This window comes from Streptomyces sp. NPDC001868 (assembly GCF_040297125.1).
GTDB lineage: Bacteria > Actinomycetota > Actinomycetes > Streptomycetales > Streptomycetaceae > Streptomyces.
Map to the genome: position 1 here is coordinate 180,761 of NZ_JBEOYO010000014.1, position 20,732 is coordinate 201,492.

Sequence of the window (20,732 nt, forward strand, 5' to 3'; positions counted from 1 at the left end):
GCCCGTACCACCCGCTCGCGGGCAACTCGCGACGTGCTGTACCCCAGCCTAATCATCAAAGCCACGGGCCCGGCAGGCCCGTCTCTCCCGACCGGCTTCAGCGAAGTGCTCAATTGCCTCAATGGTGGCGCACTTGGATATATGGTCGAGGTTCGATCTTCATTCGATCTTCATCCGCCGGACTCGTCCCGAACCGTCGGTTCAGTCCATGCGACGGGCCACGCCCAGCAGACCGGTCTCCGCGTCCGTGGCCTGCGTCATCACGTACTCCCGGTCCCGCTCCGCGCACCACAGCGTGATGCCGTCCTGCAGTCCGGGCAGGGACCGTATCTCGGGGTGCGGCAGGCCCAGCACGCGCCCGATCTCCGTCGCCTCGTCCGGCGACACCCGCTGGACACCCACGAGACGAGCCTGGCGCATCAGTCGGGGCGCGACCGGGCTCAAGTACGGGAGAAGTGTGAGGACGGACTGCCAGGGTGCCGACGCCACGCGGCCACGCGGCGGCCGCATGCCGCAGTCACGCACCACCAGCACGGGGGTACCGGCCGACGCGCCCTGCGGTGGCACGCGCCCCACGTCGTACACGGCCAGACCGTTCTGCCCGCCGCCCATGGCGTGCACCAACGGCATCCAGGACTGTCCCCGTCCTGTCTCCACGGCCACGCGCGCCCCTGTCGCCGCCGCGCGCAGCGCCAGGACCTGGGCCGTCCACAGGCCGCCGATGAGGACGACGTCGAACGGGGTCGGCCGGTTGATCCCGAGGACGGCAGGCCGCCCCTGTTGATTGACGCCCACCACCACACCGTCGTCGCCTATGGGCAGGGACAGCGCGCCCACTTGCTCCAGGGACAGTGTGTGGCGCGGGTGCCGGGGACCCAGCAGCCCGAACCCGGTGCGCAGCCGCTGCCCGAAGCCCGCTGCCACCGGAGTGCCTTCGGGCGAAGGCGAAGGCGAGGACACGGACGAAGATGAGGCCGAGGCCGACGTCGTCATGGTCATCAGCGGGCACCTCCGAGCGGCAGGGTGGCGAGAACGCCGGGAAGCTGTTCACGGTCCAGTCGTACGAGCCCGGTCCCGGCCTGCCGCGCGGCATGCTCCAGATCACGCCGCGCGTCGGTCAGCTCCTGGTTGCTGCGACCGGTGATGCGAAGGTGACCGGTGAGGGCCACATCCTGCCGACCGCCCTTGGCCAGCGTCAGACTGAAGGTCGTCGCCAGCGCGGGAACCGAGGTCAGCTCGGCCACCAGCTGCGCCAGCGAGGTGCCGGAGCCACCCAACTGAGGCCAGCGGCGCACCCAGTACGTGGTGTGCCGACGGTTGTCGCAGCGCCAACTGCGGCTGGACTCCTCGGTCCGCCGCTGCGACACCTCGTCCGGCCCGGTCTGCGCGGCCTGCGCCGTCACCATCGGGTTGGCGCAGGCGGAGGTGGCGATGGCGGCTGTCAGCTCCTCCTCCGTGAGGACGCTCGCCCGGAGGCCGGCGCCCGTCAGTCGACTGGACAGGTGCTCCGCCGCCCGGACGAGACACTTCTGCGTCCCGCGCAGCCCGCCGCCGCGCGCGGCCACCGCCTCGGGGCACAGCTCGGGGTCGAGTTTCAGCGCGATCCAGACGATGCGCACCGCGGGAGCCCCGGTCTGGGCCTGGAGCGGCGCGTAGTTGCTCACCACGACCGACTGCTGCGGCAGGTGCAGCGCGGGCGCCGGCTGCGTGTGGACCACGATCTGCGCCGATTCCAGCAGGATCCCGTCGACTTCGAGGGCGTCCTGTACGAGCGCGACGGGCAGCGGTCTCCGTGCGCGCTCGGCCCGCAGTGCGCCGGCGTCCGACTCCAACTGGAGCACCGCGGTGAGGAATCCTCCGTCGCCCACCATGCCGACCGGCCGCTGACCACGGCGATCGCCGCGCTCGAAGCTGTACGTCCGCAGGCTCGGATCACATTCCACGGCGGGTGCGAGACCGGAATCGGTGCCCGGGGGCACCGGCGTGCTCGCGGCCCTGCGCGTACGGGCCCGCAGCGCCAGCAGAGAACCCAGCCACTCGGGCAGGGAGTGCCCACGACGTCGTACGAGGGCGAGGACGACCAGCACCGCGGCGGCCGCGATCGCCGAGACGAGCGCGAGCGTGCCGAGGAGCCATCCGACCACCACGAGGGCCGCCGCCGCCTCCAGCAACACCAGTCGCTGCACCGCGAACGAACCCTTGCGCCCCGAATGGGACTTCAGCTGGGGCGAGACGGATCCGCGGTAGGGCGCGGAGGCGGCGGGCGCCGATCCCGAGCGCGTGGTCGGGGAGAGGGAGGACGATCCGCGCCTACGTGACGGGCGCGCGCCACCCGGTTGCGGCCTCGCTTGCGATCGCGATCGGGCCCGTGCTGCGGACGCCATTGCTCACAAACCCCCGAACTCTCCCGAAATCCTTGGCACTCAGGGCCTGTCAGGACCTGAACACCCTGCCCGTGCCGACAGCACAGTCACGCAACAGGCATAGTAGGGGGCGCCTCTGACAGCCTGGACACCAGAGGCGATTCGAGGACGGGGACGGATCTTCACAGATCCCCCATGGCTCCGCACGGGGAGACAGCGGACACAGATGGCATCACGGCGGGACGAACTCAACGCCTACACCTTCGCGAAGCGCCGTACGCTCGCGGCCTTCCTTCAGCCGTCTCCGTCGGGCTCGGAGGAGGGCGCACCCAAGCCGCTGCGAGCGCTGTGGCCCGGAGCCGTCGTCGGTGTGGTGATTCTCGCGGTCTTCGGGGGCATCGGCGTGTTCAGCCCCACGGCACCCAGGGGCTGGGCCACGGCCGAGGAACACGTCATCGTGGCGAGCGACTCCACCACCCGGTACGTCGTGCTGAGGACGGACGGTCGGACGCAGCTGCATCCGGTGCTCAACATGGCCTCGGCCAAGCTGCTCCTGGACCCCGCCAAGGCGAGCGTCATCACCGTGGACGAGAAGATCCTGGACAGCGGGAAGCCACCGCACGGTGCCACGATCGGTATCCCGTACGCCCCCGACCGCCTGCCCTCCCCCGACGAGGCGGAGACCGCCAAACGCTGGGCGGTGTGCGAGCGTCCCGGTGAGGGCGGCCGAGCCATCCTGAAGGCCGCGTTCGTCCTGGCCGAGAAGGAGTTCTCCAGGACCTCGGGCCCCGAGAAGCTCTCAGGCGGCGACTTGATGTACGTCGTAGGCCCGGACGAGAAGAGCCAGTACGTGGTCGACGCCCTGGGCACCGCGTACCCCTTGGCCGACCCGGCCGACACCGAGCTGCTCAGGGCACTCGACACCCAGGGCCGTGCCCCGCAGCGGGTCTCCCAGGACTGGCTCGACACGCTCCACAAGGGCGACCCCATCTCCATCCCGGAGATCGACGGTACGCCCGGTACGCCGGCGAACGCCTCCGCCGGCCTTGAGCAGTACGACAAGGTCGGCGAGGTCATCAAGGCCTACGACGGCCAACGGATGCAGTACTACGTGGTGTTGCCGGGCGAGGTGGCCCGGATCTCCGAGTTCGTCGCCACGTTGCTGCTCAACAGCGGTGACCTCGTCGATGTCGGACAGGCGGGCGAGGCCCAACAGGTGCACCCCAGCGCGGTGGCCGACAGCACCACCTTCGCGGCGGACAAGACCTGGCCGACGTTCAAGCCGAAGACGGTGAACGACGGCTCCAAGGCCGACTCCGGCCGCAACACCGTCTGCAACGTCCTGCTCTCGGTCGACTCGCGGGGCAAGGCGAAGGGGAGGACGACACTGTCCACCTGGGCGGGTACCGACTTCCCCGCCCAGCTGCCCACCGGTTCCTCCAGCGCGTACGTCACCCCCGGCTCCGGTCAGCTCTACCGCCAGTTCCAGGGCACGGAGACGGCGGCGGGCAGCGTCTTCCTGGTGACGGACACGGGCCTGCGGTACGCCCTGCAGTCCAACAGCGACAGCGTCACCGACGACGAGGGCATCGGCTCGTCCGCCAAGCAGCGCGAGGAGGAGCTGAACGCGGCGAAGATCGCCCAGACCCGGCTCGGCTACGAGAAGGTGACGCCGTCGCCGGTCCCCGTGGCGTGGTCGACGTTCCTGCCGACGGGCCCGCGTCTGTCGGAGGCGGCGGCGCGGCAGCCGCAGGGCTCGTAGCCGCGGGGTGGAGGAGAGCGGAGGGACGGCGAAGGTGAAGGCGGAGGCGGAGGCGCTCGTGAGGGCTTACGAGAGTGCGCTGCGGATGCGGATGCGGATGCGGACCGGACGGAACGCGGGGACGCGAAAGCTCTGGAGCCGCGTGGGCCGTTCGACGGCGAGACCGGCGACCATGACCGTGGCGACCACACTGATCGCCACCGGCTCCGTACTCGCCTTCCCCGCGACCACAGCGTGGGCTGACGGCGGCCAGTGCACGTTCTCGTCGAAGCCCTACGCGGGCCGCCCCTGGGCTCTGCAACGCGTCAACCTCGACGAACTGTGGGCCCAGTCCACGGGCAAGAACGTCCAGGTGGCCGTGATCGACACCGGGGTGGATGTCAAGAACCCGCAGCTCACCAAAGCCGTGGACGCCTCCAAGGGCGCGAACTACCTCCCGGCGAAGAACTCCGAGGGCGAGAAGATCGACCGCGGCAACAACCAGGGCACCACCGACACGGTGGGCCACGGCACGCGCGTGGCCGGCATCATCGCGGCCCGACCGATGAAGGGGACCGGTTTCGTGGGCCTGGCCCCGGACGCCCGGATCATTCCCGTCAAGCAGAACAACGCCGAGGGCGACGGAACCGCCCTCACCCTGGCGTCGTCGATCCGCCACGCGGTGGAAGCGGGCGCCGACGTCATCAACATCTCCCAGGACACGGCCAACGCCGTGAAACCCGACGAGCGGCTGGAGGCGGCCGTCGACTACGCCCTCGATCGCAAGGTCGTGGTCGTCGCGTCGGCCGGCAACGACGGCCTGGGCGGCAGCCACAAGGCCACGTACCCCGCGTCGTACGAGGGAGTCCTGGCGGTGGCGGCCTCCGACCGGAACAACGAACGGGCGTCCTTCTCACAATCGGGAGACTTCGTGGGAGTCGCTGCCCCCGGTGTCGACATGATCTCCACAGTTCCCGGCGGCGGTCACTGTGCCGACAACGGTACGAGCTTCTCGGCGCCGTACGTGGCCGGTGTGGCGGCCCTCCTGAAGTCCAAGTATCCGGATTGGACGGCTCAGCAGGTCGTCGCCCAGATCGAGCAGACGGCGGAACGCTCGATCCCCGGCCACGACCCTCTGGTCGGTTGGGGAGTGATCGACCCCGTCAAGGCCCTGACGAACGTGGACCCGCAGCACCCGGTCGAGAGCCCGGAGCCCGAGGCGGGAGTGGCCAGGGGCGAGGCCCCTTCGGTCACCCCGCTGCACTTCGGTGAGTCCGCGGAGGAACGGAACACCCGCCTCGCGACGTATGTGGCCGTGGGCGGCTTGGTACTGGTGGCGGGCCTGAGCGGTACGGCGGTGGCGGTGCGGGACTCGCGGCGCGGGCAGCGACGACGGCCGGGAGACGGCGCATGGACGCGCTGACCTGACTGACCGTGCTGGGCCTGGTCCTGCCCGCCGCCCTGCTGGCCATGGCCTGCGTCAAGGCGGACCGGGTACGAGCCTGGCGCTCCCGCGTCAACCCATCGGCCGAGGAACTCCCGGACGCGGCCTTCACCGTGGCCCGCATCACCCTCGTCACGACTACGCGACCCTCGTCGAAGACAAGGTGACACAGAACGGCGGCGCAGCCGCCCCCCAGTCGGGCGTGGACGCCTATCCGGTCCCCACCAACACCGACACCGACGCGCACTTCACGGTCAAGGGGGACGGGGCGGGCACGGCGTTCTGCGTACACATCGAACGAATCCGCTCGAAGGAGGACGACTACACGCCGCCGGGTGTCGCGGGTGCGCTGGGGCCGGTGACTTATCGGGGGTATCGGCTTGATGTGGAGGGGGAGGGTGGGGAGTGCTGACAGAGCAGGGCGGTCATCTCGCCGCCAACAGGATCCAGTTGAAGCGAGCTGCGGAGGGCTGCTGCAGAAGAGGAACTGAGCGCCCCACGACACGGGTGGTCGGGAGCAGTTCGATCGGCCTTCAAGAGCGGCTGCAGTGCGGCGGACAATGAAGTGCGTTGAAATAGCCAGCGCGGAGCCCTGGTTGGGAATACGAGACTCGAATCGGCTCTCCCGGCCGTCGTCCAGCCGGTGATGATGGAGTACGTCTCCGTTGCACATGCTGGAGTCCTCAAGAACACCTGGATCACGGCGTACAGGTGCTCGGGATGATCCGATGACTTGCCAGATGCCGTGGTCTTTCCAATAGCACTAGTACCCGAATGTAGTAGCGGTTAGTGAAATCCCACAGAGGCGTCCGGGAGGCTTCCGGGGTTCTGACTGAGCGCACCTTCTCCTTGTCTATTGCGCTCCTCCTGTGCACTCGGCTGACGTCTCGACCTCGCTGGTGTAAGAGATAATCAGTCGTTTCATGGCGTCGGCATCCGTGTGTTTCGAACCCTGCGCCTGCACTGCTGTGTACAGCTCTTGCCTGTACTTGGCGTCAATGCAGTTACGGGTTTTACCGAAGGCCTCCCTTCCCGAATACTGAAACCTGCCTCCGTTTGCTGAATGTGTGGGTGTGTCAAGAGTTTTTCCGGACGCGAAGTATGCTGTTGTTCTTCCGTCTTCCAGCCAGGCTTGAGTCGTGGTCACGACGAGCACATTGTCGATGACCACCTCGCAGTCTTTGATCCCAGAGCGTGAGTCGCCCTTCACGGAAATATCTTTGCCCGCTGGGAGAAACGGCGCAAGGTCGTCGCTGTCGATTGCAGTTCCACACAGCGTGGCAGGGATCGCGTATTCGCGTTCTGGTCCATCGTTACTGCATGCTGAGAGCACGGAGACAAGGGTTGCGGCGGTAGCCACGGCGCGTAGGTGATGCGGCCATGGAGCCGTCCGTTGACTATTCATTAAGATTCCTCAGTGAGACTGGGTGCCATTAGCCGTCCGTGGTGCTTCCCGGGATTTGGCCTTCCAGGATGGCTCGCGCGTTGACATAGCCCTGACTTGCGGCCCCTCGGGCCGTCATTCCGAGATCGCCAGAGTCCAAATGATAGGTTTCCGCCGCAGCGCGTACCGCATCCTCTGTAATACTCGTGTTCTGTTTCCAGCCCTCGTTCCAGACCTGCCCACCGGTTTTCTCCGCATCTGCCTTGGCGTTTCCTTCGGCATCCTGGAAGACCGACTCCAGGATGACACTGGTCGCAGTGCCGGCAGCGCCACCTGCAAGTGCCCCGACCCAAGGAGTCGCTACGAAAGATGTGCCCACGCCGACGGCGGTGCCAACTCCGCCGGAGATCCAGTTCTTGCGCTGTGCAACGGACTGCTCATATTCCTTATCCTTGTTTGAGGCGGTGTCTCCGATCTCATCCTGAATGCCGAGCCTGAGAGTTCCGGAAATTTCTCCTGACCTTTCTGCGATTTGCCTGACGATGATTTCGTGATCATCGGAAATGCGCTGATCTGCCGGTAGATCAGGATTTAGGTGATGATCCATCAGTCGGCCCAGGTAGGCTTTCTGTCCGACCTCGACAGCGGCGTAACCCTCGGGGTTATGGCCAACCGCAAAGAGAAGCTTGCTCACATCGATGTGCTCAAGCTTGGCCTCGGAGCCGACGATCGGATATAGATTCTCGATCTCCTTCCACTTCTCTGAATCCTCGTTCTTTTCCACGCCTGACGCGGCGCGGTTGATGTCGGGTAGATACTCTGAAGTGATCTGCCCGATGCTATCGGACATGTATCCGTTGCCTGTCAGGCGCTCAGGGTCGTCACTGATCGATGCAACAAGACTTTCCATGAGATTGGTTTGAGCTGCATTGTGCGGCGGGGTGTCCAGTGTGGGCAGTTCTCCCGCCGGGTGCCCCGTGGTCGCAGCTTCCAGTGCCAATGCCAGAGTGTTCTGGCCCGTGTGGAGATCATCGCCCTTCGAGTCGACATCCTGAGGCCAGTCCCGCTCCTCGAACAGGTACTGGAAGTTGGACAGTGACACCTTGCCCTTGTAGGTGTTGGCGTCGTCCGAGTCCCGTTCGAAGGGGTTGTCCGGATCGTCCTTCGAGACGTACTGCTGATTGAAGAAATCGGTAGCCGCGTCGGGGCTGTTGGACAACCCCTTCAAGTAACCCGTGAGTGGGTCGGAGCCGCTGTCCTCTCCGATCCGGTTCAGCCAGGGGCTGCCGCCCATGTGCCGCCAAGCCCCGTTGCCGTGCTCGCCGTTGCCGGTGAGCTTGCGTTCGGTGTCCATGAGCTTGGTGCCGTAGTCGTGCAGGAACCGGTCGTCGTAGTTGCCGGTGCGCATCAGGTTGCTCATGACCTGGAAGCCCATCGGCCCGCCGTTGTTGCCGTAGATCGGCTTGTCGCCGATGTCGATCATCTGGCGTTTCCACTCGGTCATGGCGACGGAGTCACTTTGAGAGGCATGGGCCAGTGTCAGGCCGAGGTTGCGCTGGAGGTCGTCGAACTGGTCGAGGCGCTTGTGCCCCAGTTCGTAGTTGCCTCTGTTGGCATCGGTGACACCCGTCCAGAACTCAAGGGTCTTCTTCGGGCCGAGAGTCGTCGCGAACGTCTCGCCGAAGAGGCCATCGTTCGCGTACTTCTTGAGCCCGTCGTTGAGCGTGTCGAAGTCCTTGACCGTCAGATCGTCGGGGTCCTTCTTCGCGAGCCTGGCCAGATCCTTGGCCGCCTTGACGGCCGCGGCCGCAGAATCCCGGTCGGAGTAGTTGGCGTCCGAGAAGCCCAGCTGGGTCTGGTCGGCGATGGCTTTCAGGACGGTACTGGCCGAGTCGTCGCTCTGGGTGGCCTTGTCCAGAATCCCCTGGACCTCGTCGCGAAGCGCTGTGATGTCCCCTTGGTTGTCCGAGTCGGCCTTGGCCCGGCCTTCCGGGGGAACGTCCGAGGTGACGGTGAACCCGCCCTCGTATCCGATGACCTTCAGATTCCTCTTCCGGCCGCGGTCGATGGCCCCGGTCAGCTGCTGGTGATACCTCTTCAGCTCGCCCCGGGTGTCGCTGAGGATGCTGTGAATGGTCTTGGCCTGGGTGTGGGCATCGGCGAACTCGCCCGCCGTCTTGCCGATGAACTCCTTGGACACCTGAGCGTTCATTCCGGCCCAGTTGGCCTTGTTGGCGGCCTGGTGCAGCCCGTCCTCGGCGTCTTTCTTCAGGTCATCGAGTCGATCGACGAGCGTCGACCAGTCGGTGACGGCGTCATCGAGCAGGGTGAAACTTGCGTGAAGGAGAGTGTCGAGCTGCATGGGGTTTCGTCCTCGGAGCAAGGGGAGCAGGGGCCGGGTGATGTGCGGCGCGGATGTCGGTACCGGGCGGTCTGGCGCAACGACGCCGCTCTCGGAACCGAGCCACCGCTACTCCTTCTTCTCGCTCTCGGCCGGGTAGTAGGCCGGGTTCTTGGCGCCAGGCTTCCCGACCCGTTCGTCGAAACCGGCGTCCAGCGCGTCGATACTGCTCATCTGCCGCTGGATGAAGCCTTCGCCCCCGCTGTGCAGCTTCGTGGTGACGTGCATGTGGTTCGAGATGTGCGCGACGGCGTCCATCAGGGACTTGAGCTGTTCTTCCCATCGCGTCGACACGTGTTGGAGGCCGGCGCCCAGGGCGAAGCCCTGCCTCGACAGGTCGCCGGCCGCCGAGTCACTGCTGGGGACGGCGACGCGGGCCTTGTCCCACAGATCGTTGTAGAGGGTGTGCGCGATCTTGCCGATCTTGCTCAGATCGGTCTGACTGGCCTTGAGGACGCCGTACTTCTCCGGAAGCGCGGAAGAGGCGCCACCACCCTCGACCTGGTTCAACCGCATGTGGGTCGACTGCCGCTCGGCCGCCTCCGCCTTGAGCTGCTCCCACTCTTCCCATGCCATGGGCAGAACCTTCCCCCGTGTGCTCGGTCGGCCGTTCTCGCGATCACCGCGTCGGACAGACGCTGTCGCCGATGGTGTGGCGATCAATCAAGTTAGCAACCCGGCCCAAGGAGCAGTCAGGGCAAGCCCGCTGTGCGCGGATTGTCGGCCGTGAAGGTTCGCAGGAGATGCGAAGAAGATCGCAGGCAGCGTGACGCCGTGACCGCGACGGCGCTGAATCATGAGGTAGGGCCAGGCAGGCCCTGCGCGCGGCCAGCCGTGCGCATCCCGTTCGCAGTGAACAGGCAAGACGGGCGAACTGTGACAGCTGATCGGTCTCGTAACCGAGCTGCCGCACATTGCTGTTGGCCCCGTTCCACGGGTTGACTACAGTGGTGAAAGCGTCGTGGGACGTGGATCGCTTTGCGATCGTACGGTGAGCGGTCGGCCAGGTCTCGGTCATGTCGGGGGCGATGGTTCTACGGGGAAACGGGGAGGAGCGTCGTGCTTCCGGCTGAGGTGACTGGGGGTGTGTCGGCGGCAAGGGCGGCGAACCTGGAGGCCAGTGGTGAGGCTCTGGACAAGTTCGTGAAGCGGGTGGACGCGGTTCTCCGCGACCTTGAGACGTCGGCGGGCAACCCGACGAAAGTGGGCGCCCAGACGATCAGGTCCACGTCGCTGAGTGCCGGGGCGGACGGCATCTTCCCCGAGGCCGATGGCCTGTACACGCAGTACAACCGGGTCCATCAAGAGCTGACGTCTCTGTCCAAGACCTTGCATCTGCAGATCGAGGCGACCGCCATCGCGGTTCAGGGTGCGCATCGGGGGTTCGACAATCTCGAAGAGGAGCTGCGTCAGCGGTTCTACGCCATCCAGGGAGAGGTCAGGGAGATCCAGGATGGCAAGCAGCGTGCCAGCGACGGTCGCAGCGGCATGAAGGCGTGACGATGACTGATAAACAGCACGAGGCGGACTTCGGCCGCGTTGAGGGGCAGAACGGCGTCACGGATATCGTCCGTGGGTTTGAGAGCCGTCCGCAAGGTGGGCTGCTCCACCGCATGATGCGCTCGGCCTTCGTGGATACTTCGTTCGGGCGCACTATCGCGGATCGGACAGACTTCGAGAAGCGTGACTTCGACCTCAATCAGCTGATTGACCTCGTTGAGCGGACGAACCCCGAGGATCTGGAATCCTCGGGCAAGGCCTTGTGGGATGCGCGTGATGCCATCAGGGCAGCAGCCGACGAACTCGAAGGCCACATCGACAATGTCCACTGGGTCGGAGAGTCGGGTGACGCCTTCCGTAAATGGGGTAGTTCGCTCGTCACCAACACGCATCACCTGAGTGACTTCGCCGGGTCGGCGGGGGATCAGATCACCGCTGCCGCCGTGGGCCTCGCGTCTGTGCGCGGCGCCATGCCGTCCCGAGACCCGGAAGCGAGCCGGAAGCGGCCTGAGCACTTCACGGACGCGGAGAAAACCGCGGACAAGGGCGAGTACGAGGCTGCCGTACGGGTGGAGAAGGATCGCCAAGAGGCGATCAACCAGATGAACCGGTTGGCGTCGTACTACGCGGTCTCCGAAGAGGTGCTGGCGTCCCTGCCCGCCAAGGACAAGACGCCTGAGTTCACGACCATGCCTGACGTGGGGGTTCCGCGGCCTGTGAACGAGTATCGCCCCGGAGGATCTGCCTCGGGCGGGACTGGAGAATTCGGAACGACAACTGTCGTGAGTCATCCCGCTGCCGTGACGGATGACGCCACCAGGCACGGCCCGAGTGACCATCCGGGGTCCGCAAAAAACATCACGGGCAAGACCACGTACCCGGATGAGCCTGTGAATACCCATATCGACAGCGTCGGCACGTTGCCACCGTCCACGGCTCCGCCCGTGACCGGTCATACGCCGTCGGCGTTGGGTACTCCTGTTCCAGGTGGTGGGCAGTCGAGCATGTTCGAGGGCGGTCTCGGGACACCGGTCGCCAACGGCACGTCAGGTCGGAACTCGGGCGGAGCAGGTGGTCTTCGTACCCCTGCGTCGGCTCAAGGGCGTACTGGTACGCCCGGGGCGCCCACTTCGGTTCCTGGGCGTTCCACGGGACAAGCGCCCATGAACCAGATGGGACGTGCCACGTCGACCGGGCAGCCCACGACCAGAGGCATGGATTCCGGATCGCAGTCGTCCCAGGTGGGCCGTGCGGTCACCGGGGGCACGCCGCGAGCCGGCGGTACGGTGGCTCACCGGGCGAACGGCGGTCCTGTGACCGGAGCGGGTCGGGCCAACGGAGTTGTCGGTGGACAGCCCATGGCTGCCGGCGGCGCTTCCGCGAAGGGTGGGGCGAGGATTCCTCGCGGCACAGTCGTAGGTGGCGAGGGGGCAGCCACTTCACGGCCCACTAGTGGTCGACCGGGTCAGCGTGGGGTTTTCGGAGCACCCGAGTCCACCGCGAGGCCGAGTTCACGCGTGACGCCTTCTCGTAGCGGTACGGGGACATCCGAGGCTGTCACGGGTAGGCCGGCGGCACGCAACTCCGTTACGGGAGCCGAGCGCAATGGTCTGACCCGTGGCGGTGCGGGTCTCGTGCGCGGCCCTGGTCGAGGGACGCCCGGTGACGACGGGAATGCTCAGGAATCGCCGCGCCTCGATCAGCGGGTCGATGAAGAAGAGAATCCCCTGCCCAACAGGCCGCGGCGCGATGTGCCGCCGGTCGTCAACTGAGCGCGAGCGAGGACACGGAACACGATGAGGTCAGCGACCAGCCGACGAGCCGAGCAGGCCATGTTCCACGGATCGCGCAGCGGTAGTCGAGTGCGGGCTGTGGGCGCGGTCATCGGCGCCCTGGCGGCCGTGAGTACGGGATTCGCCCCGAATGCTGCTGCGGACGACGCCCAGTCCAAGCAGTGGTACCTGGAACCGATGCAGGCCGAGCAGATGTGGAAGATCAGCACGGGGAAGGGCGTCAAGGTCGCGCTCATTGACAGCGGGGTGAGCGCGGATACCCCGTCCCTGAAGGGGCAGGTCCTGGCCGACGAGGTTCCCGAACCGGTCGCGTACCGAGCCACGGACGACGCCACCGGCCATGGAACGACCATGGCTGAATTGATCGCGGGTACGGGAGCGGGAGGAGGCCTGCAGGGGTTGGCCCCGGGGGCGAAGATCGTCCCGTATCGCATCGAGCTTGAGGAAATGAAGGGCGAGGCGGAGGAACTGGAGAAAACGCCCGACACCACAGCCGCGATCAGGGCGGCAGCCGACACTGACGCGCAGATCATCAGCATGTCGTTCGGAGCGGAGGGACCCAGCTCCAAGGAAGAGTCGGCTATCGAGTACGCCGCTTCCAAAGGCAAGTTGCTCATTGCGGCAGTTGGTAACGGGGGCAGCGACAAGGGCAGGATCGGTTATCCAGCCGCGTATCCCTATGTAATTGGCGTGTCGGCGGTAGATGAATCCGGAACAGTGTCGGAGTTCGCTTCGTCCGGGAACTATGTGGATCTTGTGGCGCCAGGGGAGGGTTTCCCCGGGTGGTGCGACGGGAACCTCCGCTCGTACTGCGATGACGACCAAGGCACGAGTGCCGCGGCTGCCATCGCCTCAGCCTCCGCCGCCCTGATCTGGTCCGCTCGCCCGGACTGGTCGGTGAACCAGGTCACCCGTTCCTTGATCGACACGGCCAGCCGTACGTGGCCGAAGGATGAGCCGAGCAAGTACGCGGGTTATGGGCTCGTCCGTCCTCGGATTGTTCTCGAAGACCCCGATTACAACGCCGGCCCCGCCAACGTAGACCCCCTCGAACAGGACAACGGCGGAGACCTCCTGGCCAACTCGGCATCTTCGCCCTCGCCTTCCCCCTCTCCATCAACCGCGTCGCAAGCTCCCGAAAAGGGTTCCAACGGCGGTACCTCGGCGGCGGGATCGGTCGCGGAATCGCCCGATGACAGCAACATCCTGTGGATCGCGCTCGGCTCGGCCGCCGCGGCTGTCGTGCTCGGCGGTGTCGGCGTGGCTGTCATGCGGGCGCGGCGCGCCAGGTGACCTCGGGCGCGAGCCGTTGGACCAGAAACACGTAACAGGAAGGACGCCTGACCATGGTCAGTAAGCAGAAGCTCGAAAACGATGCAGTAATTCTGCTCCAGAAGCAGATGCTAGAGAAGTACGAGAACGTCAAGTCACGCGTGCACAGGCTGCAGGGAATTATCGACAGCCTGGAAACCGGTCAGTGGGACGGAATCGGCCGAGCCGCGTTCGACAAGAAGCAGTTCGAGATCAACGAGTCGCTGCGGAACATGGGCAACATCCTCGCTGATGTCATCGACGCGATGACCTCGGCGCGCAACATCATCGACAGCAAGGAAGACGAGGTGCGTGCGGCGGTCAACAGGATTGACCTCCAGGACGGCGCTCCCACGGTCTCCCCGCTGAGCTCCTACTGAGTCGAGCCGCATCAAGGACCAAAGCCGGACACCGGCACTCATCAGGCACGCATCAGCGAGACGAGGTAGGCAGGCATGGGCAACAACACCGACGGGCTTTCCGTCACTTATGACGCGCTCGACATCACGGCGACCAAGATTGCCAACGAGGCCAGGGACCTTGAGCAGGACCTGCGGGAGTTGAAGAGGCTCGTCGAGAACAGCGTGCAGTACTGGGAGGGTGAGGCCCAGGACACGTTCAAGGGCAAGCTGGAGAGGTGGGACAAGGAAGCCAGCGACATCCACACCGCACTCACGGGTATCGGCCACGTCGTGGCCACGGCCGGTGGTACCTACATGGAAGGTGACAAGAAGGGCGCCAGTTACCTTCAGTAGGCCGACACTTGTCGGGCAGTTGCGGGGTGGGCGCGCGCGGGAGGCGCCCACCCCGTGGTTTTGGGGCCTCCCTGCACATCAGCTGACCGTCAGCCAACCGTTCGTCGACGGCCGGCCACCCGTCACGCCTCCCCGCCCTCCACCAACCCCACCTGAACCAACGGCTTCCCCCGCTTCCGCGAAACGAACACGCCCCGCCCCGCCGGCATCGGCCGCGGTCGGACACCGCCCAGCAGATCCCCCTCACCCTGGTCGCCCGCGAGGACGACGCCCTGTGCGCCGAGTTCCTTGATGCGCTGGGTGAACGCCTCGTAGCCGGCGCGTCCGGCGCCCGCCGTGGAGCGGGCGATGATGAAGCGGACGCCGACGTCACGGGCGAACGGGAGCATGTCCGTGAGCCCCGACAGCGGGTTGCCGCTCGACGTGGACACCAGGTCGTAGTCGTCGATGATCACGAACACCGTGGGTCCACGCCACCAGCTGCGGTCGCGCAGTTGCTCCGGCGTGACGTCCGCCGTGGGCGTGCGGCGTTGCATGAGGTCGGCCAGCGCGTCCATGTGATGCTGCATCTGGTTCGACATGGGGATGTACTCGGCCAGATGCGAAGGCGGGGTGACACCCAGCAACGCGCGGCGGTTGTCGACCACGAAGAGCTTGCAGCTGTTGCCGTCGTAGCGTTCGGTGAGGCGCTTGATGAGCAGCTTCAGCAGGTTCGACTTACCGGACTCGCTCTCGCCGAAGATGAGGAAGAACGGGTCCTGGTCGAAGTCCACGAAGACCGGTTCGAGGCTGTCCTCGTCGAGGGCGAAGGAGACGCCACGGTTCGGGAAGCGGTTGCCCGGTGGCAGCTGCGCTGCCGGGAACTCCCGCGGCAGCAGACGTACTTCGGGAGCGCCGGCCTGTTGCCAGTGCCGGCCGACCTCGGCCGCGAGGCCCGCCGTCGCCTCCGCCAGGTCCGTGTCGGAGGACAGGCCGTCGATCCGCGGGACCGCTGCCATGAAGTGCTGCTTCTGCGGTGTCTGACCGCGGCCGGGAACACCGGTGGGCACGTTCGCCGCCACCTTGCGGTCGAACTCGGAGTCCATCGGGTCGCCGAGCCGCAGCTCCAGGCGGTTCATCAGGTGGTCCTTGAGGTTCGACCGGACCTCCATGGAGCGCGAGGCGGTGAGGACCAGATGGATTCCGTAACCGAGGCCGCGCGCCGCGATGTCCAGGATCACCGGATCCAACGCCTCGTAGTCCGTACGGAAGTTGCCCCAGCCGTCGATGGCGAGGAACACGTCGCCCCAGGGCTGGTCGGTCACCGAGATGTCGCCCCGCGCGCGGCGCGCACGGAACTCGGCGATCGAGGGAATGCCCGCGGCACGGAAGTACTCCTCGCGGCGCGTCAGGATGCCGTACACCTCGGCTACCGTACGACGGACCTTCTCGGGGTCCAGGCGTGAGGCCACGCCGCCCACGTGCGGCAGCCCGGCCACGGCCGACAGACCGCCACCACCGAAGTCGAGCCCGTAGAACTGCACTTCGTACGGGGTGTGCGTGAGCGCGAACGACGCGATGAGCGAACGCAGCAGCGTCGACTTGCCGGACTGTGGGCCGCCCAGGATCTGCATGTGGCCGGCCGCGCCGCCGAAGTCGGTCCACAGCGGTTCGCGCCGCTGCTCGAACGGCTTGTCGACGAGGCCGACCGGGACGACGAGCCGCCCCGCGCCCTCGTAGCCGGGCTGCGTCATCCCGCGGCCCGGCACCGGAGCCAGCCCGGGCAGCAGCGCGTCGAGCGACGGCGGGCTGTCCAGCGGGGGCAGCCACACCTGGTGCGCGGCCGGACCCTGGGCCTCCAGACGCCGGACGATCACGTCCAGCACGGTGTCGGCGAGCGCGTCGTCCTGCTGCTCGTCGGGCTCTTCCCGGCGCTGCTGCGGCACCGGCGCGTACTGCACCGGTACCTCGGCCGCGGTGAACAGCACGGGCCGTCGGTCGACCGGCAGCGGTCCGCCGGGCACGACGGCCTGCTCGGAACCCGTGCGGTACACCCCGGAGACGTACGCCGCCTTGAAGCGCACCATCTCCTCCGTGCCGAACTTCAGGATGCCGGAGCCCGGCACGTTCGGCAGCTCGTACGCGTCCGGGACGCCGATCGCGGCGCGTGACTCGGCCGCCGAGAACGTCCGCAGACCGATCCGGTACGACAGATAGGTCTCCAGCCCCCGCAGTCGGCCCTCCTCCAGACGCTGCGAGGCGAGCAGCAGGTGCACGCCCAGCGAACGGCCGATACGGCCGATCTGCACGAACATCTCGATGAAGTCCGGCTTCGCGGTGAGCAGTTCGCTGAACTCGTCGATCACCAGGACGAGTGACGGAATGGGCTGGAGCGGGGCACCGGCCGCGCGGGCCTTCTCGTAGTCGTGGATGTTGGCGTAGTTGCCGGCATCGCGGAGCAACTCCTGGCGGCGGTTCAGCTCACCGCGGATCGAATCGCCCATGCGGTCGACGAGGGTCAGGTCGTCCGCGAGGTTGGTGATCACGGCCGCCACATGGGGCATCTGGGCCATGCCGGCGAAGGTCGCACCACCCTTGAAGTCCGCCAGGACGAAGTTCAGCGTCTCGGAGGAGTGGGTCACGGCCAGCCCCAGCACCAGCGTGCGCAGCAGCTCCGACTTTCCGGAGCCGGTCGCGCCGACGCAGAGGCCGTGCGGGCCCATGCCCTCCTGCGCGGCCTCCTTGAGGTCGAGCATCACGGCCCGGCCGTCCTCGCCGAGGCCGATCGGCACCCGCAGCCGCTCGGACTGCGAACGCGGACGCCAGGTGCGCCGCGGATCGACCGAGGCCGCGTCGCCCAGGTTCAGCAGCTCCGTGAAATCCAGGTTGGCCAGCAGCGGTTCGCCGTCGTCACCGCCCGATGCCATGCGCAGCGGCGCCAGTTGCCGGGCGAGAGCCTCGGCGGCCTCGTACGACAGGACGTCCGGCGTGCCCTCGTAGACCATGCCGTGCGCCGACTCCAGGCGCAGTTCCTTGGGCTGCACGACGATCGAGAGGTCACCGCGTCCGAAGCTGAGGTCTCCGGGGACGATCTCGACGACCGTCACGCCCTGCAGGCCCTCGGGGCCGGCCAGCAGGGAAGCGGGCGGCAGCGAGACACCGTCGAGCACGACGACCAGGTGCGGCTGTTCGGGGACCGGGGGAGCGGCGGGGTGGAAACGGGGGCGGCCCTGGAGGACGTCCGCCAGCCGGTCCTCCAGCTCCAGCGGATCGGTCGCGATCAGGCGCATGCTGCCCGCGCCGTCCGCGACACCCCGTGTCTGCGTGTGCGGCAGCCACTTCGCCCATTCCCATTCGGGTGCCGTCTCCCGCCCGGTGGCGATCGCGATGACCATGTCCTCGGAGGAGTGCAGCGACGCGAGGCAGGCCGTGACCGCTCGGGCGGTTCCGCGTACGGTGCCGGGCTCGCCGCTGATCGTCACGTGGTAGAAGGCGCGCAGCGAGACCGCCATCGGCAGGTCCTCGAGGGTGCTGTGCGTGGCCAGGAAACGCTGCATGGCCCCGGCGGCCAGCGGTTCCAACTCGTCCACCGGAGCGGTCTGCGGTGAGATCAGGGGAGTGGCCAGGGCCTGCGGCCCGAGACCCACACGTACCTGTCCGAAGTCCTCGTCACCGGTGCGGCGCTCCCACACCCGGCTGCCCTCGGCGACCAGCGCCCACAGTTGCTCCGGCGAAGGATGCAGGTAGTACTGGGCGTCGCGCTGGGCCCTCGCGGTGGCCAGGGCGTGGTGCCGGGTCTGTGACAGATAGCGCAGATAGTCCCGTCGGATGTCCGCCAGTTGCCCCTGATTGCCGCGGCGGTAGCGGACGAGCATCGCGACGCCCATGGCGATCGTGGAGGCGATCATCACCATGCCCATGATCTTCATGAAGGGCTGGGCCTGCGGGTTGAAGAAGAACACCACGGAACCGCCCATGCCGAGCATGGGCAACAGCTGCATGAGAGCGCCTTCCTGCTGCCCACGCGGAAGCTCCGGCGGAGGCTGCAGCACCACCTCGTCCGTGGGCACTTCCTTCGGCAGCGCCCGCGGCGGGCGCTTGACGACGATGTGGCTCACTACGCACCAATTCCCTTGCCGGACCGAGTCGTTTCGTCCGCAGCCCCGTGTCCGGCGGACGTCGATCGCGAAGGGCGATCCTACTGACAACCGCTGACATCGACGGGCGGTAGGGTGCCCGTGAGGGGCGTGAGCAGTTGCGAATCGTTCCGGGAGAACCAGGCAATTCGTTCTGGGAAAACCGGGCAATCCGCAACGCTCGGAACCAAGCGCCGCCCCGCGACACCCGGGCGGGACGGCATCGTTGCCCGGTTGCACGCGCGGCGCGGCGCAACCTACACAGGATCTTTGCGGACGGGCGGGCGGTTGCGCGGCGGCGTGGCCGACCGCCCGACCACTGACGAGGGGGAACAGCAGGTGAGCATGACGGCCTCCGCGCCGGTCGGCGCGACCGGCGGACCGGGTACCGGAGCCCCTTCCGGGGCAGGCATGGGCTTCGGCTACTGCCGGGTCACCATCGTGGCACCCGACAGTCGTATCGACGTGGCGCTGCCCGACGACGTACCGGTCGCCGACCTGTACCCGGAGATCCTGAGGCTGTCCCAGCAGAACCCCGACGAGGGGGCTCCCGTCGGCTACCACCTCGTACTCCGCGACGGCACCGTCCTCGACGGCGCGCGGTCGTTCGCCGCGCAGCGCATCCTCGACGGAGAACTGCTCACGCTGCGACCGTTCGCCGATTCGCTGCCGCCGGCCGTCGTCGACGATGTCTCCGAGGCGGTAGCCGCCGCGGTCACCCGCGACCGCACCCTGTGGAACGGTGAACTCACCCGGGCCGCCGGCCTCATCGCGGGCGGTGTCCTGCCGGCGCTGCTGGCGTTCGTGGCCTGGGGTTCCGAGCTCCGTCACGACATGTACAGCCTCCAAGGCGTGATCGCCGGCGTCTTCGGGCTCCTGCTGCTCACCGTCGCCTGCGTGCGCGCACGGGTGTACGGCGATCGCGGCTCCGCCATCGCTCTGGGCCTGGGCTCCCTCCCGAACATGGCCGTGGCCGGCTCAGGACTGCTGCCTCTCTCCGAGGGGCAGGGCGTCGGCCGGTTGCAGTTCCTGCTCGCCTGCACCGCGGTGCTGCTCGCCGCCGTCGTCCTCACCCTGGTGTCGCCCGGCGGCGACGGCCCCTTCGTCGCCTTCGTCTTCGCCTCCGCCATCGGCCTGATCACCACCTTCATCGCCATCCTCACGGATCTGCGCCCCATGGAGACCGCCGCCGTCTGCGCCCCGCTCGCCGTCGTCGCGCTCGCCTTCCTGCCCGGTCTGTCCATGCGCTTCGCACGGCTGCCGATCGGTTTCGAACCGCCCAATCCGTCCTGGGGCGGCTACGACGCGGGCGAGCCGGTCCCCCAGGAGCCCATCGACGTGGAGCGCATCGCGGCCCAGACCCGCCGCGGCCACGAGCTCCTCGTCGGCCTCGTCGGAGGCTGCGCGCTCGTCTCCGTGGGCGCCTCGATCGTCCTGGGCTTCTCCGGGAACATGTGGGCGGAGCTTCTGGCACTGGCCACGGGTGTGGCGATGCTGATGCGCGCTCATCTCTTCCGCTACACCGCGCAGGTGGGCGCCACCCTGGCGGCCGGCCTCATGGTCCTGGTCTTCCTCGGACTCGGGCTCGTACTGAACCCGCCGCGGGACTATGTGCGCGACGCCCTCCTCGGCGACACCACCGCCCTCGACATCCGCAGCGTCTGGCTCGCCGCGGCCATCGCGGCGGCCGCCGTCCTGGTCACCGCGATCGGTCTCATCACCCCGCAGCGCGGTGTGACCCCGTTCTGGGGACGCTTCCTGGAGATCGCCGAGACCTTCGTCCTGCTCACCCTGATCCCGCTCGCTCTGGCCGTCTTCGACGTGTACGCCCAGGTCCGGGGCATGACCGGCTAGCGGGGGGCCTGACCCGGATACGGCGTCAGGCGCTCGGCGCGTCGTGCAAACCCATGGGGCAGGGAGCCGAT

The 20,732-nt window shown here is 67.3% G+C and carries 16 protein-coding genes; 9 read left to right on the forward strand and 7 right to left on the reverse strand.

Annotated features, from left to right (window positions below):
- Nucleotides 1–201: 201 nt before the first annotated feature.
- Both ABT147_RS19090 and eccE read right to left on the reverse strand, forming a co-directional pair.
- Nucleotides 202–999 carry a hypothetical protein gene (locus ABT147_RS19090; protein ID WP_351407425.1) on the reverse strand — a complete coding sequence of 266 codons (798 nt, stop codon included), beginning with the start codon at nt 997–999 and terminating at the stop codon, nt 202–204.
- Nucleotides 999–2,186 carry a type VII secretion protein EccE gene (gene eccE / locus ABT147_RS19095; protein WP_502983114.1) on the reverse strand — a complete coding sequence of 396 codons (1,188 nt, stop codon included), beginning with the start codon at nt 2,184–2,186 and terminating at the stop codon, nt 999–1,001. The genes ABT147_RS19090 and eccE overlap by 1 nt, the downstream gene beginning before the upstream one ends.
- 403 nt (nt 2,187–2,589) lie before the next feature.
- Between eccE and eccB the strand changes: the two genes are divergently transcribed.
- From eccB to ABT147_RS19115, 4 genes are all read left to right on the forward strand, one after another.
- Nucleotides 2,590–4,125: a type VII secretion protein EccB gene (gene eccB / locus ABT147_RS19100; protein WP_351407429.1), complete on the forward strand. Its 1,536-nt coding sequence runs from the start codon at nt 2,590–2,592 to the stop codon at nt 4,123–4,125.
- 172 nt (nt 4,126–4,297) lie between these two features.
- Nucleotides 4,298–5,527 (forward strand): type VII secretion-associated serine protease mycosin, encoded by a 1,230-nt coding sequence (gene mycP / locus ABT147_RS19105; RefSeq protein WP_351407499.1) that lies wholly within the window; start codon nt 4,298–4,300, stop codon nt 5,525–5,527.
- 11 nt (nt 5,528–5,538) lie between these two features.
- Nucleotides 5,539–5,715 carry a hypothetical protein gene (locus tag ABT147_RS19110; RefSeq protein ID WP_351407431.1) on the forward strand — a complete coding sequence of 59 codons (177 nt, stop codon included), beginning with the start codon at nt 5,539–5,541 and terminating at the stop codon, nt 5,713–5,715.
- Nucleotides 5,712–5,960, forward strand: coding sequence for a hypothetical protein (locus ABT147_RS19115; protein WP_351407433.1), 249 nt, complete (start codon nt 5,712–5,714; stop codon nt 5,958–5,960). Before ABT147_RS19110 ends, ABT147_RS19115 begins: the two co-directional genes overlap by 4 nt.
- A gap of 441 nt (nt 5,961–6,401) precedes the next feature.
- Here ABT147_RS19115 and ABT147_RS19120 read toward each other — a convergent pair whose 3' ends face one another.
- The 3 genes from ABT147_RS19120 to ABT147_RS19130 all read right to left on the reverse strand — a co-directional run bounded on the left by ABT147_RS19120 (nt 6,402) and on the right by ABT147_RS19130 (nt 9,909).
- Nucleotides 6,402–6,908: a hypothetical protein gene (locus ABT147_RS19120; RefSeq protein WP_351407435.1), complete on the reverse strand. Its 507-nt coding sequence runs from the start codon at nt 6,906–6,908 to the stop codon at nt 6,402–6,404.
- Nucleotides 6,909–6,981: 73 nt separating this feature from the next.
- Nucleotides 6,982–9,294: a hypothetical protein gene (locus ABT147_RS19125; protein ID WP_351407437.1), complete on the reverse strand. Its 2,313-nt coding sequence runs from the start codon at nt 9,292–9,294 to the stop codon at nt 6,982–6,984.
- Nucleotides 9,295–9,402: 108 nt separating this feature from the next.
- Nucleotides 9,403–9,909: a hypothetical protein gene (locus tag ABT147_RS19130; RefSeq protein WP_351407440.1), complete on the reverse strand. Its 507-nt coding sequence runs from the start codon at nt 9,907–9,909 to the stop codon at nt 9,403–9,405.
- 510 nt (nt 9,910–10,419) lie between these two features.
- On the opposite strand from ABT147_RS19130, the gene ABT147_RS19135 reads away from it, so the two are divergent.
- Nucleotides 10,420–10,833: a DUF2563 family protein gene (locus tag ABT147_RS19135; protein ID WP_351407442.1), complete on the forward strand. Its 414-nt coding sequence runs from the start codon at nt 10,420–10,422 to the stop codon at nt 10,831–10,833.
- Here the strand turns inward: ABT147_RS19135 and ABT147_RS19140 are convergent.
- Complete coding sequence (locus ABT147_RS19140; RefSeq protein WP_351407444.1) at nt 10,752–11,420, reverse strand: hypothetical protein; 669 nt, start codon at nt 11,418–11,420, stop codon at nt 10,752–10,754. The genes ABT147_RS19135 and ABT147_RS19140 overlap by 82 nt on opposite strands.
- Nucleotides 11,421–12,695: 1,275 nt before the next feature.
- Between ABT147_RS19140 and ABT147_RS19145 the strand changes: the two genes are divergently transcribed.
- From ABT147_RS19145 to ABT147_RS19155, 3 genes are all read left to right on the forward strand, one after another.
- Nucleotides 12,696–13,919, forward strand: a complete 1,224-nt coding sequence (locus tag ABT147_RS19145; RefSeq protein WP_502983116.1) for a S8 family serine peptidase — start codon at nt 12,696–12,698, stop codon at nt 13,917–13,919.
- Between the two features lie 53 nt (nt 13,920–13,972).
- Nucleotides 13,973–14,317, forward strand: a complete 345-nt coding sequence (locus ABT147_RS19150) for a WXG100 family type VII secretion target (protein ID WP_351407447.1) — start codon at nt 13,973–13,975, stop codon at nt 14,315–14,317.
- A 75-nt stretch (nt 14,318–14,392) separates the two neighbouring features.
- A complete protein-coding gene (locus ABT147_RS19155; RefSeq protein ID WP_351407449.1) occupies nt 14,393–14,692 on the forward strand; it encodes a WXG100 family type VII secretion target in 300 nt (99 codons plus the stop codon).
- Nucleotides 14,693–14,814: 122 nt separating this feature from the next.
- Here ABT147_RS19155 and eccCa read toward each other — a convergent pair whose 3' ends face one another.
- A complete protein-coding gene (gene eccCa, locus ABT147_RS19160; RefSeq protein WP_351407451.1) occupies nt 14,815–18,789 on the reverse strand; it encodes a type VII secretion protein EccCa in 3,975 nt (1,324 codons plus the stop codon).
- Nucleotides 18,790–19,152: 363 nt separating this feature from the next.
- Between eccCa and eccD the strand changes: the two genes are divergently transcribed.
- Nucleotides 19,153–20,661 (forward strand): type VII secretion integral membrane protein EccD, encoded by a 1,509-nt coding sequence (gene eccD, locus ABT147_RS19165; protein WP_351407504.1) that lies wholly within the window; start codon nt 19,153–19,155, stop codon nt 20,659–20,661.
- Nucleotides 20,662–20,732: the final 71 nt, after the last annotated feature.

Excerpts from the sequence above, each read along its gene's own strand:
- ABT147_RS19130 (WP_351407440.1), bottom strand. The coding sequence starts at position 9,909 with ATGGCATGGGAAGAGTGGGAGCAGCTCAAGGCGGAGGCGGCCGAGCGG.
- eccB (WP_351407429.1), top strand. The coding sequence starts at position 2,590 with ATGGCATCACGGCGGGACGAACTCAACGCCTACACCTTCGCGAAGCGC.
- ABT147_RS19155 (WP_351407449.1), top strand. The coding sequence starts at position 14,393 with ATGGGCAACAACACCGACGGGCTTTCCGTCACTTATGACGCGCTCGAC.
- ABT147_RS19150 (WP_351407447.1), top strand. The coding sequence starts at position 13,973 with ATGGTCAGTAAGCAGAAGCTCGAAAACGATGCAGTAATTCTGCTCCAG.
- mycP (WP_351407499.1), top strand. The coding sequence starts at position 4,298 with ATGACCGTGGCGACCACACTGATCGCCACCGGCTCCGTACTCGCCTTC.
- ABT147_RS19125 (WP_351407437.1), bottom strand. The coding sequence starts at position 9,294 with ATGCAGCTCGACACTCTCCTTCACGCAAGTTTCACCCTGCTCGATGAC.
- ABT147_RS19090 (WP_351407425.1), bottom strand. The coding sequence starts at position 999 with ATGACCATGACGACGTCGGCCTCGGCCTCATCTTCGTCCGTGTCCTCG.
- eccD (WP_351407504.1), top strand. The coding sequence starts at position 19,153 with ATGACGGCCTCCGCGCCGGTCGGCGCGACCGGCGGACCGGGTACCGGA.